Genomic DNA, 14,245 nt, shown 5'->3' with positions numbered 1-14,245 from the left:
TTGGAGCGGGTATGGCATTGGCGCTGGGCCAATGGGGGGCCATCTCCGCCTGGCGCAGGGATAGCAATGGACGATCTTGGTGTAGCTGTTGTCATCGAAGATGACGCCGATGTGCGGAACCTCCTTGAAGGTGTTTTGACCCAAGCGGGCTTTGAGGTGCATACAGCTGATGATGGGCGGTCCGGGGTAGAGGTGGTCCGCAGCAAGCAGGCCAGTGTTGTGACTCTCGATATCGGCCTGCCGGACATTGACGGGTTCGAGGTCTTGCGGCGGATCCGGACGTTCAGCAACGCCTACGTGGTGATGTTGACGGGGAGGACTGAGGAACCGGACCTCTTGTCAGCCTTGAACACCGGGGCTGATGACTACATCGCCAAGCCGTTCAGGCCCAGGGAGCTCCGTGCCCGGGTGGCGGCGATGATGCGCAGGCCACGCCAGGAGGCCAACGGGCTGCGCCCGTCACCTGCCGCGTGGGGCCAAGCCGCGGCTCCTGCCGCATGGGGCCAAGCAGCGGCTCCTGCCGCCGCGCCCGCCGAGTCCGGAATCCTGCAGCACAACGGGCTTCGCCTGAACCACCGGACGCGCACCGTGGAAGTCAGGGGGGAGCCGCTGGGCCTGACGCGCAGCGAATTCGACCTGCTCCATGTGCTGCTGAAAGGTGGCGGCGCCGTGTGTACCAGGGCTGACCTGGTGCGGGCGGTCCGCGGGGAGTTCTACGACCATGACACCTACATCAGCGAAGCGGACGAGCGGGCCGTCGAAGTCCATGTGGGAAACCTGCGGCGCAAGCTCAAGGAGGACCAGCTCGCGCCCCGCTGGCTGCAGACGGTCCGCGGGGTGGGATACAGGCTTGCGCCCCGGCGGCCCGACGACGCCTGACCGGACAGCTACCCCTGCTCGAGGATGAAGGTTGACTGGAGTTCGGACACCGTCCGCGCGCCGTCGTGGGCAACGCCGGCCATCATGGCCTGCCCCTGGACGAAGTCGCCTTGCCGGATCAGGGCTTCGAGGACCTCGGCGAGCTTGGCCAGCCGAATACCGCCCACCATTGCGGAACTGATTTTGAGGCTGATTACCGCGTCCAGGGCTGAGGCCTCGTCCTGGCTGTCCACGGCTGTTCCCAGCCGGGCCAGGCGTGTGTCCCACATGGCGGCGTAATCCCGGGCGAAGCGCCGGGCCAGCCCGGACCCTGCGAGTTCGTCGTCGAGTTCATCCAGGACGGATGCATCAATGAGAGGCAAGAGAGCGGCCGCCTTCAACGAATGGTCCGCACCTGCGGCTGGAATGGGCGGCGGCGCGATCCCGGCCGGCGGAAAATCCGCAGCGGGGCTGTTTCCGCTGGAGCCGGGATCGGGATTGTGCATTGTCCAAGGCTACTTCCTGGAAATCCTTCGATGACCTGTTTCGGATGATTCTGTGTAAACCTTGAGGCAACCTTGCCGCCATGCTGAGGCACCCTACTGGCCAGTAAAGGTGGCGATGGTGTTAATGACCGCCGGTCCCAGAATGGCAATAAAGAGCACCGGAAATATAAAGAACAACAGCGGGAAAAGGATCATGACGGGCAGTTTCATGGCCTTTTCCTCGGCCCGCTGGCGCCGCTTGACGCGCATGACCTTGGCTTGGACGCGCAATACCCGGCTGATGGCGATTCCATACGTGTCGGCCTGGACCACGGCCTGCACGAAGCTGCGCAGTTCGGGAATGCTGGTCCGCTCCGCCAGGGCGATGTAGGACTCCCGGCGGCTGCGCCCCACCTGCATGTCCTGCAGGGTGCGCACCAGTTCCTCGGCAAGGGGGCCCTTGCCGTTCTCACCGGCCCGTGCCATGGCGCCCTCGAAGCCCAGCCCGGCTTCCACCGAAATGAGCATCTGGTCCAAGGTGTTGGCAAGTTCCAGCTGCATGGCCTTCTGCCGTTCCTGGCCTTTGCTGTACAGCAGGAGGTCCGGGATGAAGTAGCCAAGAACCAGGACGAAAAGGCCGGCAAGCTTCATTATCGGTGAGCTGCCGATCGAGGTCAGGTAAAGGCCAACGGCCGCGCCGGCCACGCCAAGTCCGAGCTTGGACCCCAGCACCTTTCCGAGCGGCATGGAGGCGGGCCGGCCGGCCAGGGCCAGGAGCCGGTCAAGGAAGGCGACGTAGGCGGGGGGAGTCAGGCGCCTGCCCAACGCCTCGAGAAGTCCCGGCCCTGTGCCGGCGGGGGCGGCCGCAGCGGGCGGTGCACCACGCGAGAGCAGTTCGGCGGCGGCGATCCGGCCTTGCTTGTCCACGGTCAGGACGGACCAGGCCAAGGCGGCCAGGGGCAGGCAGACCAACAGGATCGAGAGCACGACGGTCAGGTTCATGGCTTCCTCAGAACTTCAGGTCGATAATCTTGCGCATCCACAGCGCGCCGATGGTCATCAGGACGAACGAGGCACCGATCATCGCCCAGCCCAGGGGGTGGGTGAACATTGAATTCATGTAGTTGGGGCTGACGGCCAGCAGCATGGCCACGATGCCGAACGGCATGGCGATCAGGATGTAGGCCGAAAACTTGCCTTCGGCGGCCAGTGCCTTGATGTGGCCTTTGATCTCCGCGCGCTCGCGGATGGTCTCGTTAACCTGGTCCAGCACTTCGGCCAGGTTGCCGCCTACCTCGCGGTTGATCTGGATGGCTTGCGAGATCCACACGAAGTCCTCGTTCTTCATCCGTTCCGCGGTGTCGTTCAGGGCTGCCAGAAGGTCGCGGCCCAAGCTGGTTTCGGTGATCACGCGGCGCATCTCTTCCGAGGTGGGTTTTTGCGATTCCATGGCCGCGGCGTCGATGGCGCGCAGGATGCTGTGTCCGGCGCGCAGGCCGCCGGAGAGAAGTTGCAGGGTGTCGCCGAGCTGGCCGTCGAACGCGGCGCGGCGCTTTCCGGCCAGGAACCCGAGAACAAGCTTGCCGGCGAACGGTGCCAGGAACGCAAGGAGCAGCCCTGCCAGAGGTCCCACGGTGACAATGCCCACCAGCATTCCCACGCAGGCTCCGATCCCCACCAGCAGGAAGAACTCCGCCTGGCTCAGCCGCAGTCCCGCGTTCTCCAGTTCCGCCCGGGAGAAGAGTTTCACGTGCCGGCCGGCGAGCAGCCGTTCGAAGGACTTGACCCCCGAGAGGGCCAGGCGCGTCAGGGAGGACGGCGGCTGGGGTTCAAAGGGACGACGGCGGTCCAGCGGCACCGAGGGGGCGCCCGGCAGGAGGACTGCGACGCCGAGCAGGCAGATGGCCGCCAGCAGGATGACGGCTCCAATGCCGATGATCATGAGTGTTGCCCCTGCTTCGCGCCCGGTGACAGCGGGCCGGCGAAAACTCCCGGCGAGACATGGATGCCAAGGTCCTCGAACCGGTCGATGAACCGGGGACGGATGCCGGTGGCTACGGGCTTGCCCAGGAAGCGGCCCTGGGCGTCCACGCCTGCAGAGTAGTCGAACACGAACGCGTCCTGGAGGGTGACGATGTCGCCTTCCATCCCCTGCACCTCGGTGACATGGGTAATGCGGCGGGACCCGTCGCGGAGCCTGGAGATCTGCACGATCAGGTTCACCGCGGAGGCGATCTGTTCACGGATGGCGCGCAGCGGAAGGTCCATGCCTGCCATCAGCACCAGGGTTTCGAGGCGGGCCACGGCGTCGCGGGGCGAGTTGGAGTGCACGGTGGACAGGGAGCCGTCGTGACCGGTGTTCATGGCCTGCAGCATGTCCAGCGATTCGCCGCCACGGACCTCGCCCACCACGATCCGGTCCGGACGCATACGGAGGGAGTTGCGGAGGAGCTCACGGATGGTCACCTCGCCTTTGCCTTCGGTGTTGGGCGGCCGGCTTTCCAGCCGGACCACGTGATCCTGCTGGATCTGCAATTCCACCGCGTCTTCGATGGTGACGATCCGTTCATCGTGCGGCAGGAAGGAGGACAGCACGTTGAGGAGGGTGGTTTTGCCCGTACCCGTGCCGCCCGAAACGATGATGTTGAGCTTGGCTTTGACGCAGGCGTTGAGCAGCTCCGCCATTTCCGGGGTGAGCGTGCCGAAGTCAATGAGGTTGCGGACCGTCAACGGGGTCTTGGAGAACTTTCGGATGGTCAGCGAGGAGCCGCCCACGGCCAGCGGGGGGATCACGGCGTTGACACGGGAGCCATCCTCAAGGCGTGCGTCCACAAGGGGGGAAGACTCGTCGATGCGGCGGCCCACCTTGGACACGATCCGTTCGATGACTTTGCGGAGGTGTTCCTCGGAGCTGAAGCGGGACTCGGTGAGCGTCAGCTTGCCCTTCCGCTCGACGTAGATCTGGTCCATCCGGTTGACCATGATTTCGGTGACGGCGGGGTCGTCCAGCAGTCGTTGCAGGGGACCGTAGCCCAGCACGTCGTCGGCCACGTCGCGGACCAGGCGGGCGCGTTCCTCCGCGCTGAGCGGCACCTGCTCCGCATCGATGATCCGGGTGAGCTCATCCTTGGCGGTGCTCCGCAGTTCCTGCTCGGTGACGGCGGCGTCGTTGAAGCGCGTCCCCATGCGCTCGAACAGGGCGGTGGCCGCCCTGTCCTTCATGGCTGCGAAGACGTCAACGCCAGGTGCCTTGGGCACGAAGGAGGTGCCGGCGTCGTGCGTTGAATGCACGACGGCGGCGTGGGCGGGAAGGCGTTTTTCCGTACCGTCGGCGGGGGCCGGGACAGGCGCGGGGGCCGGGTGTGGAGGCTCCAGCAGCGCGGTGCCGGCCGGTGCCGGGGGACGGCCCTGGGCCGCGTTGATGCGTTCGGAGAGTTTCATCAGATAACCACCCTTCGGTGAAGCTTCCGCTGGGCCTGCGTGCGCCAGGCCGGGTTGAAGCGCTGGACCAGTTGGCGGAGGCTCTTGACGGCCGGGTCCTTCTTGGAGTCCTGGAGGACGGGGATGCCGCGGTTGGTGGACAGTGCCACGGCCCGGGAGCGGGGGACGCTGACGTCCACGGGGGCGCCGATGGTGGATTCGACGTCCCGGACGTTCAGGCCCGCTTTGGCGTCGGCCATGTTCAGGACCACGTGGCGGGACTCGGGCATGATGTCCAGTTGGCGGAGGACTTCCAGGCCGGAACGGAGGCCGCGAAGGCTGGGGATGTCCATGGCACTGACCCAGACCACGTCAGTGCATTTTTCCATGGCGGCCAGCCCGATTTCCGGCATGCCGGGGGCAGTGTCAAGCACCACGTACTGGAATTCCTGGGCCAGCTGGTCCAGCAGGTGGCTGACCTGCTCCGGGGTGATGTGGTCCGCATCCACCGGGTTGGGCGGGGCGCACAGCGCGTAGATGCCGGCCGGGTGAACGGTGAGGAAGGCCTTGAGGACCAGGGAGTCCTGGGCGGCGGCCGGGGTGACGGCATCGGTGACGGTGTGTTCGGGGTTGAGGTACAGGCCGGAGGCGACGTCGCCGAACTGCAGGTCAAGGTCCACGATGACTACGCTCATGGGCGCCACCTGGCCCAGGCCGATGGCAATGTTGGTGGCCAGGGTGGTCTTGCCGACTCCGCCCTTGGGGGAGAAGACACCGATGACCAGGCCCTTGCCGTCTCCCGGCTGCTGCGCCTCGGGGCCGCGGTGCCGGGTGGCGAACGACTGGCAGGCGCGTTCCAGCAGTACCCGGATTTCGGCGGCGTCCGCCTGGGGGCTGAGGATGTCGCGGATACCGGCCCGCATGGCGTGCAGCAAGCCGGCGGGGTCAACGTCGCTGACCAGGACCAGGCTGAGGCCGGGCAGCTGGACGTCGAAGACCTTGGCGAACCGGAGCGCTTCCTCGTACGGGACATCCGGGCCGATGATGAGCACCTCGGGCTGCTCCTGGTTCAGGAGGGCGAACAGTTCCGCCGGGCCTGCGGGGAGGATGTCGCTCGAGATGGTCTGGATGGTGCCGCGCAGGCCGTTGGCGACGGCGGCGCGCAGTTTCTGGTCGAAGTCGCCGTTGGGGGAGAGGAGGACGAAGCGGCTCACTTGTACACCGTGTCCTTCCTGGCGATGAAGCCGCCGTTGTCCTGGGCGTCGAGGGGTTCCTTGGTGAGCCAGAGATCGCCGTTGTTTGAGGAATAGATGATCTTGGTGGCGTCGATATCGCTGACGGCAACGGTGACCATGAACGACCCCTGCGGGAGGGTGGTGTCCTGCGGGTTGGTGCCGTCTGTGGGCTTTGCGCTTGGTTGCGGGGCACGCTGGACGGCGGTGACCAGGATTTTTCGGAGGGTGAGCTGGGTGGTGGCCTCTCCGGGCTTCGTCTTGTCCGCTCCTGCGCCGAAGCTGAACCCGATCCCTATGTGATCGCCCGCTTCAATCCTGCCGCCCACCACCCGCTTGGCTTCCAGTTCAAAGGTGACTTCCTGCATGCCCGCGGGCACTTTGACGGACCCGCTGGACTTGGCGTCTTGTGGGTCCACGAGCCGCTCGGCGAGAAGCTGCTCGCCGGGGACGAGGTCCACGGCGGCCACCTTGCCGGCCGAATCGTCGAGGTTCTTGAGGGCAGTCTTCGAAACGGCCGTTGCGGGCACCTGCTGCACCGCAACTGACGCCTTTACGATATCGAGGGAGGAGCCGGCCGGTACGGCCTTGGTCACCACGAGAACCCCGGTGGGATCCATGTCCTTCATGGCGCGGGTATCGGCGCCCTGCGCGTACGTGATCATGAGGACCGCTCCGATGATGGCCAGCACCACTGCTGATAAACCGGCTAACATACGTGACTTCACTGACTGCTCCTGTTGCTTTCACGAACCACTTGATGGTGGGGGCTAGCTGCTGAGGGCGACGATGGTAGCGCCGTCCGGATTCACCGGGCCCAGGGTGTAGCCGTTGGCCAGCGACACGTATTTGACGAACGTGCCGATGATTCCTTTGCATGGTTCGCGGCATTGCAGCGCAGCCGGTACGTCCGGCGTCCTGTTGTGGAAGGTGTAGGGCAGGCCGGTGGGCCCAAACTTCCAGCCCGCAACCTTGAAAGCGGCGAAGGTTGTGAGACCGAAAACGGCATTATTGCCGGTACCGGTGACTGCGTTGAAGATGGGGATCAGCACAATGACGTCCTTTCCAGCCGTTATGTCGGCCGCCCATGAATTCAGAAGACTGTCGCAGTAGGACGGGGGATTGTTGCCGGTGTCACCGCCAGCGGTGCTTTTCGAGATGTCGATGGTGGCGCCACATACAGAGGGGTCCTGCTTGAGACCGCCAAAGCCGCCTTCCACGGCGGCGCCGGACGGCCCATAGTTACACCCGGGGTTGGCTCCGCTTCCGTGCATCTGCAGGAGTTGCATGACCCCGTATTGTCCGCGGACCTGGCAGATTGAAATAGTGATCGGGAAGGCGGCCAAACCCTTGGTTGGACTGCCCCATTGGACGGCAGCCGGGGCATTGACCTCGGCGGTATTTATACCCAGGGCGCGGGCGAAGAAGAGGGACACTTGGTTTGCCGTGTGGCCTGCTTCCTGCGAACCCACAGTAACTGTCACCTTGCGGTTGGTCTTGTCCAGGACTACGGACTTGAGGTTGCTGAGGCTATCGTTGGCGTTGTTGTTCGCCAATGTTTTTGCCAGGGACGACGTGCTGGAACAGTCCGCGTCACTGGGATTTTTGGCGCACTTCTGGGCGATGGCAAGGGCCGCTGCATCCGCTCCGTTGCGAAGTTGGGTTCGTTCCGAGTACATCATCGCCACGTCCACGGCCATGGCGCCAAAGCCAAGAAAGACCACCAGCGTCAGCGCCACGATGACGGTCACGGCGCCGCGCTCGCCGTCGTTCTTTCCCATGGTCGGCTTCAGCCGCCGCATAGCATTGTTCCCTTGCCGGTCATCGTGAATGGTCCCGCTATTCCCGTCAAGGTGGACAAGGAGTAGGTGATCGTGACCGTGGCTTGGGGACTGGTTCCAGCGCTGACCGTTGAAGGGCATGGTGTGCCAAAGCTGATGTTGGTGTCTTTCAAGGCCGGCTTCAAGGAAACCGCGGTGTTCTTCGCTGCGGACCGCGCCGTTGTTTGATTGCCGGTCACTGCCAACACACGCACGCCCTCGCGCGCCGCTGCTGAAAGCTCAGCCTGGGCGTTGTAAACCCGGCTGAACTCCATAATCCCCAGCAGCAACATGACGAGGACAGGCACCACGATCGCGAACTCGACGGCAGCAGCGCCACGCTCGGATTCTCGGGACATGGTGGTGCCTTCCGGTTATTCGGGTGAGGGGAACGAAAGTGGCGGCGGCCCCTTGCCGCCGCCACAAGCACACCTTGGTCGTGAGCCCAGACGGACCCTGCTTATGGGGCGCAGGTTCCGCCAGCGGAAGTAGTTGCCGTCTGCGCAACCGCCGTCCAAGTACCGCCACCGACCTGGCACTTGACCTGTTCAAACATGGTGTTCAGGGACCCGCCAAGAAGTCCGACGGCGGCGATGATGACGACTGCAATAAGGGCGACCATGATGCCATATTCAACTGCGGTGGCGCCCTTCTCTTCGCTGCGAAGGCGGATCATGAGGTTGGTGTAGAGAGAAAGCATTTTGACTCCTGAGCGAGACGGATTGGCTGGCCCTGCACCAGCACTGAATTGAAGTTAGCAACGGGTTTTGCCGTCTTGACCGGATCTTGCAACATCCTGCGCAAAGCCTTTCCCTGTTGCCTGCGTCCTGCGCAAATGCTGGGCTTTTACTCGGTTGGCGGTGGGATTCAGGGACGTCAACACACAAAAACGGACCCCCTCGGTTCTGGGTGCCGAGGGGGTCCGGACTATGGGCGCAAGCTGCGCTGTTGGTGGAGGGATCAGGGGATTCCCAGAGCCGAGCTCAATGTTGTCGCGAGGTTCTGGTAGTGGAGGTTCAGGGCCTGGCCAAAAGCGGTGATGCCGATAACCAGAGCCATTGCAAGGAATGCGACCAATATCCCGTATTCGGTGGCTGTCGCTCCGCGCTGGTCCATCATCAACGTACGCAGAGCTTCGGCGCGTCGGGTTATAAAACCAAGGAACCAATTCAACATGGCTGCCCCCTAAGAGAAAACTGCCATGATCTGAAGGACAGCAGGCCCCAGCAAAATGATGAAGAGCGTCGGCAGGATGAAGAAGATCAGCGGGAAGAGCATCTTGACCGGCATCTTCATGGCGTGTTCTTCGGCCATCTGCCTGCGTTTAATGCGCATGTCTTTCGCCTGTGCCTTCAACACGCCGGCGATGGCAATGCCGTAGGTATCGGCCTGTACCACGGCCCGAACGAACGTCCGCACTGCGGGAACGTCAACTCGTTCCGAGAGAGCCAGGTACGCCTCCTTGCGGGAGCGTCCTACCTGAATGTCTTGAAGAGTCCTGATTAGTTCATCCGCAAGAGGCCCCCTGCCATTCTCACCGGCACGTCCCATGGCGGTTTCGAATCCGAGGCCCGCCTGAACCGAAATCAGCATTTGATCCAAGGCATTCGGGAGCTCCAACCTGATTGCTTCCCGGCGCTTTTGGGCAAAGTTCCGCAAGAGGATGTCTGGAAGGAAATAGGCCAGTGCGACAATCACAAAGGCAATGAAGAACCTCCCGGCCGAGGGTGCGCCCATGAAGACCAGAAGGCCCAGGAGGGCGCCGCCGAAAGCCAGCATTGGCTTGATCATAAGGATCCGGGACAGCGGCCATTGTTTTGGTCGACCCGCGCCCGACAATTGTTTGTCAAGCCAGCCCTCGTAGCCGCGGGGTGTAATCCGCTTGGACAGGCTCGAGAATTGTTGGCTGATGTTGAGTGACTGTGATGCCTGCGCGGAACGGCCGCCCAGGTTGGCCTTGATGCGACGCAGGGCAGCCCGGTCGCCTGTGAACGACAACCAAACCATGCCCGAAATCGGCACGACGATGGCCAATACTGCTGCTAATGCGATGGGTTGCATGTCATCCCCCTAGTACTTCGGTTTGATGATGCGGCTGAGCCAGAGCCCGCCAACGGACAAGAGGATGATCGCCGCACCCAACATCGCGAATCCGACGAATGTCGTGGTAAACACCCGCGAGTAGGTTGGGTTGAACAGCACGAGGCCGATGAACATCAGGATCGGCAGGGCCATGAGGACCAATGCCGAGATACGCCCTTCTGCGCTGAGTGCCCTGACCTGGCCTTTAACTTGGTTTCGGTCGCGGATGGTCTCACCCACGTGGTCCAGGACTTCTGCCAGGTCCCCACCAACTTCGCGGTGGATCTCAATGGCTTGTGCTATCCAGTAAAAGTCCTCGCTTGCTGTCCTCCGGGAGACATCCGCCATCGATTCACCCAAATCGCGCCCGATCCTGGTTTCGTTGACGATTCGGGTGAGCTCCGCCGCCATCGGTCCATCATTTTCCTGCGCTGCTGCGTCGATAGCCCTCAAGAGGCTGTGGCCCGCCCGGAGACCGCCGGAGAACATTTGCAGCGTGTCCGGAACCTGTGCGTCGAAGGCCTTTCTGCGCCGGGAGATAAGGAAGTTTAGGCCCAGATAAAGGAGGAAAGGCGTGACAACCAGGGCCAGGATGCTCATGCCGATGCCGCCGAGGAGGAATGCCGCCACCGTTGACACCAAAGTGACTGTTCCGGCGATCAGGAGGTAATCCCCAGGCTCTTTGTTAAGGCCTGCCTGCTCCAACTTTTCGCGGTTGAAGATCGACGTTGGGCGCTTCTTCAGGCCGCGGTTCAGGGCGCCGACGGCTTGATTGGTCAGGCGTGTCAGGTTGGAGGATTGTTGCGCGATCTCGGGGCGTCGCCTGGAAAGGGGGACGCCTGGGCGTCCCTTCCAAACGAATACGAAAAGCAGGGCGAGCGACGTGTAGACCAGGAACAGGCCCGTCATGAAGAGGGCAACTGGCACAGACGGCGTCATGGCTATCTACCTCGGCCCGTTTCAGCGCCAAAGATGTGCGGCGAAACGTGGATGCCAAGGTCCGCGAACCGGTCCGTGAACCGTGGCCGAACACCAGTTGGCACTGGCTTACCAAGGAACCTTCCGTTCGAGTCGACTCCCGCAGCAAAATCGAAGATAAACGCATCCTGGAGGGTGACGATATCGCCCTCCATGCCCTGAACCTCGGTGATGTGCGTCACGCGTCGGGTGCCGTCCCTCAGCCTGGAGATATGAACAATAAGGTTCACCGCGGAGGCCACCTGCTCGCGTACAGCGCGGAGCGGCAGATCCATCCCGGCCATCAATACCAGGGTCTCAAGGCGGGCTATGGCATCGCGGGGGGAATTGGCGTGGACGGTGGAGAGGGAGCCGTCGTGGCCGGTGTTCATGGCCTGCAACATGTCAAGACATTCGCCGCCGCGGACTTCGCCGACCACTATGCGATCGGGCCGCATGCGGAGCGAGTTTCGTACGAGGTCGCGAATGGCGATCTCGCCTTTTCCTTCAATGTTCGCCGGCCGGCTTTCCAGCCTCACCACATGGTCCTGCTGAAGCTGGAGTTCCACCGCGTCCTCAATCGTGACGATGCGGTCCGATGCGGGAATGAAGGAAGACAACGCATTGAGAAGCGTCGTCTTGCCGGTGCCTGTACCGCCGGAAACGATGATGTTCATCCTGGCCAGGACGCAGGCTTGAAGCAATTCGGCCATCTCCGGGGAGAGGCTGCCGAAGGCAATGAGCTTTTGTACCGTCAGGGCGTCACCGCCGAACTTTCGGATAGTCAGCGCGGGGCCGTTGACAGCAAGCGGCGGGATGATGGCGTTAACGCGCGATCCGTCCGCGAGACGTGCATCCACGAGAGGAGAGGACTCGTCGATGCGGCGTCCAACCTTCGACACAATGCGCTCGATCACCCTCCTCAGTGCGTCGTCGGAGGCGAACTTGGTGTCTGTCAACGTCAACTTGCCGGCCCGTTCCACATAAACCTGGTCGAAACGATTGACCATCACTTCGGTGACGGACGGATCGTCCAGGAACCGCTGGATCGGACCATGGCCAAGGACGTCATCAATGATTTCGCGGATAAGGCGTTGGCGCTCGGACGAAGTCAGCGGAACCTGTTCCTCGTCGACGACGAGCTTCAACTCGTCCTTGACGAATTGGTGGAGCTCGCTCTCTTCGAGGGAAGAGTCAGTGATGCGGGCACCAAGCCGCTCGTAGAGGGCCGTACTGGCGCGCTCTTTGAGTGCGCTCAGCGCGCCACTCGCCGCAGCCGCAGTGGGGCTCAGCTCGATGACTTCGGCCGCTTGCGCTGTTTCGGCGGTCTTGACGTCGTGGATGCGGCCCAACGTGGCTGGTTCAGCAGCGTCCTTGGCCAACACGAACGGATCATGCTTTTCTTCGACGACTGCCAAGCTCGGCTCGGTGCCGCGTGCCTTTTCAAGCCTGCGTGAGAGGTTCACTGGACTACCGCCCTTCTGTGCAACTTCTTGTGGGGTCTTGCTTCCCAGTTGGGTTCGAACCGCTTCACCAGTTGTCGGAGACCTTTTTGCGCGGGATCCCGGCTGCCATCCTGCAGGAGCGGGATCCCCTTATTGGTTGAGAACGGAAGCGTCCGCGAGCGGGGGAGCACCACATCCACCGGGGCCCCGATGGTGGCTTCAACATCCTGGAGCGTCAGCCCGCTGCGGCGGTCCGCCATGTTGAGGACCACGTGGCGGACTTCCGGCAAGAGGTTCAGTTCGGAGAGAATCTGGTTTCCGGAGCGAAGGCCCCGGATGCTCGGAACATCCATGCCGCAGATCCAAACGGCGTCCGAAGCCAGGTCAAGAGTCGCCAGTACATGTTCGCCGAGCCCCGGCGCCGTATCCACGACGACGTACTGGAACTCCTGCCGCAGCTGGCTAAGCAGGTGGCTGACGTTTTCTCCCGTGATCCGGTCCATTTCCACCGGGTTCTTTGGGGCGCACAAGGCATAGATGCCGGCAGGGTGCACGGTCAAATACGTCTTGAGGACCATGGAGTCCTGGCTCGCGGCACCAACAACGGCGTCCGTGATTGTGTGGTCAGGTTCCAGCATCAGCCCGCTGGCGACGTCTCCAAACTGCAGGTCCAGGTCCACGATGACCACCCCCATTGGGGCGATCTTTCCCAGCCCCACGGCCAGGTTCGTCGCCACGGTCGTTTTGCCTACTCCTCCCTTGGGTGAGATGACGGCGATGATCCGGCCCCCCGCGGCGTGCTCATGATGTTCGGAGCTGCTTGGGGACAGGCCGCGCCGCCGTCCGGCGGAGGCAAGGCTTGCCCGCTCGACGATGATTCGGATGTGGTCAACTTCTGCGGCCGGATCCAAGAGATCCCGGATACCCGCCCGCATGGCCTGGATTGCCACTTCGGAAGATTCATCGGTCACCAGGATCATGCTGATCTCCGGATACTGCAGATCCATGACTGCGGCGAACTTCAAGGTCTCGTCGGCCGGGAGACCGGGCCCGAGGACGAAAACTTCCGGCGGTTCGCCGAGGAGCTGCGTCAGGACTTCTTCGGGACCTTGGGGAAGATAGTCAGCCTGGAAGTATTGAAGGGTTCCCGGCATGGCTGCCGTGGCCAGACGTACTTTGCGCTCGAACTCCGTGTTTGGAGTGATCAGGACAAAGCGGCTCATCGGAATACCTTCGTCTTGTCCACGACACCGGTGGTGCCTTCCGTAGCCCCGGTGGGCTCTTTCGACATGTAGATCTTGCCGAATTCTGCTGCGTAAACGAGGCGTTCGGCGTCAACCGAGTTGCGGGCGACTGTGATCAGGTAGTTTCCGTCGCTTTGAGCATTGCTCCCGGAGTTGAGTGATCCTTCCGACTTTTGGGTCGAATCCTGCTGGGCCGGGCTGCCGTTGCTCAACTGGGTGGCAGTGACAAGTACTTTGTGGAAGGTCAGCTGGGTGCCCGCAGACTGCGTAGCCGCCTGCCCTGCCCCGTTGGTGGATGATTCGGTGAGGGAGATGAAGATGCCCACCGTGTCGCCGGCGGAGATCTTTCCGCCAACTACGCGTTCGATGGGGAGCTTGAGGGAGATCTCCTGCATTCCATCGGGAACGGCGACTCGTGACGGTCCAAGGAATGATTCTTTCTCTACCAGCCGGCTCGACAACAGTTGCTCACCGGGAACCAGGGCAACGGCTGTAACCTTCGAGCCCAAGGAGTTCAGATCAGTCACGCTGTCAGCAGTGAGCGCTGACTTGGGGAGCGGCTTCTTAGCCACCGACCCTCCCAAATCGCCGACTGCTGTCCCCGCTGGAACGGCGGACTGAACCACAAACACTTCAGATGTTTCGGTTCCGGCCATGGCACGGGCATCCGCGCTCTGTACGTATGTAATAAGAAGGACGGTG

Annotated in this window: 17 protein-coding genes; 2 read left to right on the top strand and 15 right to left on the bottom strand. The window is 62.8% G+C overall.

Annotated elements, in window-relative coordinates; all coding sequences use genetic code 11:
• The first annotated feature begins 66 nt into the window (after positions 1-66).
• A complete protein-coding gene (locus C563_RS0102320; protein ID WP_018760431.1) occupies positions 67-879 on the top strand; it encodes a response regulator transcription factor in 813 nt (270 codons plus the stop codon).
• Between the two features lie 8 nt (positions 880-887).
• On the opposite strand, the gene C563_RS0102315 is transcribed toward C563_RS0102320, so the two are convergent.
• Complete coding sequence (locus C563_RS0102315) at positions 888-1,241, bottom strand: Hpt domain-containing protein (protein WP_231369817.1); 354 nt, start codon at positions 1,239-1,241, stop codon at positions 888-890.
• Here C563_RS0102315 and C563_RS22730 point away from each other — a divergent pair.
• Positions 1,231-1,398 carry a hypothetical protein gene (locus tag C563_RS22730; protein WP_231369816.1) on the top strand — a complete coding sequence of 56 codons (168 nt, stop codon included), beginning with the start codon at positions 1,231-1,233 and terminating at the stop codon, positions 1,396-1,398. The genes C563_RS0102315 and C563_RS22730 overlap by 11 nt on opposite strands.
• Before the next feature lie 59 nt (positions 1,399-1,457).
• Here C563_RS22730 and C563_RS0102310 read toward each other — a convergent pair whose 3' ends face one another.
• The 14 genes from C563_RS0102310 to C563_RS0102245 form a co-directional block, all read right to left on the bottom strand.
• Positions 1,458-2,345, bottom strand: coding sequence for a type II secretion system F family protein (locus tag C563_RS0102310; RefSeq protein ID WP_018760429.1), 888 nt, complete (start codon positions 2,343-2,345; stop codon positions 1,458-1,460).
• A gap of 7 nt (positions 2,346-2,352) precedes the next feature.
• On the bottom strand, positions 2,353-3,285 hold the full coding sequence (locus C563_RS0102305) for a type II secretion system F family protein (protein ID WP_018760428.1): 933 nt from the start codon (positions 3,283-3,285) through the stop codon (positions 2,353-2,355).
• A complete protein-coding gene (locus C563_RS0102300) occupies positions 3,282-4,784 on the bottom strand; it encodes a CpaF family protein (protein ID WP_018760427.1) in 1,503 nt (500 codons plus the stop codon). The genes C563_RS0102305 and C563_RS0102300 overlap by 4 nt, the downstream gene beginning before the upstream one ends.
• Entirely contained in the window at positions 4,784-5,977 is a 1,194-nt protein-coding gene (locus C563_RS0102295) for an AAA family ATPase (protein WP_018760426.1), read from the bottom strand. The genes C563_RS0102300 and C563_RS0102295 overlap by 1 nt, the downstream gene beginning before the upstream one ends.
• On the bottom strand, positions 5,974-6,723 hold the full coding sequence (gene cpaB / locus C563_RS0102290; protein ID WP_026264294.1) for a Flp pilus assembly protein CpaB: 750 nt from the start codon (positions 6,721-6,723) through the stop codon (positions 5,974-5,976). Before cpaB ends, C563_RS0102295 begins: the two co-directional genes overlap by 4 nt.
• A 42-nt stretch (positions 6,724-6,765) precedes the next feature.
• Positions 6,766-7,797, bottom strand: a complete 1,032-nt coding sequence (locus tag C563_RS0102285; protein WP_018760424.1) for a pilus assembly protein TadG-related protein — start codon at positions 7,795-7,797, stop codon at positions 6,766-6,768.
• A complete protein-coding gene (locus C563_RS22015) occupies positions 7,785-8,174 on the bottom strand; it encodes a TadE/TadG family type IV pilus assembly protein (protein WP_081624098.1) in 390 nt (129 codons plus the stop codon). Before C563_RS22015 ends, C563_RS0102285 begins: the two co-directional genes overlap by 13 nt.
• A gap of 101 nt (positions 8,175-8,275) precedes the next feature.
• Complete coding sequence (locus C563_RS0102275) at positions 8,276-8,515, bottom strand: Flp family type IVb pilin (RefSeq protein ID WP_018760422.1); 240 nt, start codon at positions 8,513-8,515, stop codon at positions 8,276-8,278.
• A 260-nt stretch (positions 8,516-8,775) separates the two neighbouring features.
• The gene (locus C563_RS22890) at positions 8,776-8,931 is read right to left on the bottom strand and encodes a Flp family type IVb pilin (protein WP_269208826.1); all 156 of its coding nucleotides are present in this window, start codon (positions 8,929-8,931) and stop codon (positions 8,776-8,778) included.
• 69 nt (positions 8,932-9,000) lie between these two features.
• Positions 9,001-9,876 (bottom strand): type II secretion system F family protein, encoded by an 876-nt coding sequence (locus C563_RS0102265; RefSeq protein WP_018760420.1) that lies wholly within the window; start codon positions 9,874-9,876, stop codon positions 9,001-9,003.
• Positions 9,877-9,885: 9 nt separating this feature from the next.
• Complete coding sequence (locus tag C563_RS0102260) at positions 9,886-10,836, bottom strand: type II secretion system F family protein (protein ID WP_018760419.1); 951 nt, start codon at positions 10,834-10,836, stop codon at positions 9,886-9,888.
• 2 nt (positions 10,837-10,838) lie between these two features.
• Positions 10,839-12,320, bottom strand: coding sequence for a CpaF family protein (locus C563_RS0102255; RefSeq protein ID WP_018760418.1), 1,482 nt, complete (start codon positions 12,318-12,320; stop codon positions 10,839-10,841).
• Positions 12,317-13,522, bottom strand: a complete 1,206-nt coding sequence (locus tag C563_RS0102250) for an AAA family ATPase (RefSeq protein ID WP_018760417.1) — start codon at positions 13,520-13,522, stop codon at positions 12,317-12,319. The genes C563_RS0102255 and C563_RS0102250 overlap by 4 nt, the downstream gene beginning before the upstream one ends.
• Positions 13,519-14,070: an RcpC/CpaB family pilus assembly protein gene (locus C563_RS0102245; RefSeq protein ID WP_231369813.1), complete on the bottom strand. Its 552-nt coding sequence runs from the start codon at positions 14,068-14,070 to the stop codon at positions 13,519-13,521. The genes C563_RS0102250 and C563_RS0102245 overlap by 4 nt, the downstream gene beginning before the upstream one ends.
• Positions 14,071-14,245: the final 175 nt, after the last annotated feature.

This window comes from Arthrobacter sp. 135MFCol5.1, assembly GCF_000374865.1.
GTDB lineage: Bacteria > Actinomycetota > Actinomycetes > Actinomycetales > Micrococcaceae > Arthrobacter.
The sequence above is the reverse complement of the archived record's forward strand: the minus strand, read 5'-3'. Positions and strand labels throughout refer to the sequence as shown.

Bases quoted from the DNA above. Each gene is read 5' to 3' on its own strand.
- C563_RS0102310 (WP_018760429.1), bottom strand. From the start codon at position 2,345: ATGAACCTGACCGTCGTGCTCTCGATCCTGTTGGTCTGCCTGCCCCTG.
- C563_RS0102305 (WP_018760428.1), bottom strand. From the start codon at position 3,285: ATGATCATCGGCATTGGAGCCGTCATCCTGCTGGCGGCCATCTGCCTG.
- C563_RS22890 (WP_269208826.1), bottom strand. From the start codon at position 8,931: ATGGACCAGCGCGGAGCGACAGCCACCGAATACGGGATATTGGTCGCA.
- C563_RS0102300 (WP_018760427.1), bottom strand. From the start codon at position 4,784: ATGAAACTCTCCGAACGCATCAACGCGGCCCAGGGCCGTCCCCCGGCA.
- C563_RS22015 (WP_081624098.1), bottom strand. From the start codon at position 8,174: ATGTCCCGAGAATCCGAGCGTGGCGCTGCTGCCGTCGAGTTCGCGATC.
- C563_RS0102260 (WP_018760419.1), bottom strand. From the start codon at position 10,836: ATGACGCCGTCTGTGCCAGTTGCCCTCTTCATGACGGGCCTGTTCCTG.
- C563_RS0102320 (WP_018760431.1), top strand. From the start codon at position 67: ATGGACGATCTTGGTGTAGCTGTTGTCATCGAAGATGACGCCGATGTG.
- C563_RS0102275 (WP_018760422.1), bottom strand. From the start codon at position 8,515: ATGCTTTCTCTCTACACCAACCTCATGATCCGCCTTCGCAGCGAAGAG.
- C563_RS0102250 (WP_018760417.1), bottom strand. From the start codon at position 13,522: ATGAGCCGCTTTGTCCTGATCACTCCAAACACGGAGTTCGAGCGCAAA.
- C563_RS0102285 (WP_018760424.1), bottom strand. From the start codon at position 7,797: ATGCGGCGGCTGAAGCCGACCATGGGAAAGAACGACGGCGAGCGCGGC.
- C563_RS0102265 (WP_018760420.1), bottom strand. From the start codon at position 9,876: ATGCAACCCATCGCATTAGCAGCAGTATTGGCCATCGTCGTGCCGATT.
- C563_RS22730 (WP_231369816.1), top strand. From the start codon at position 1,231: ATGAGAGGCAAGAGAGCGGCCGCCTTCAACGAATGGTCCGCACCTGCG.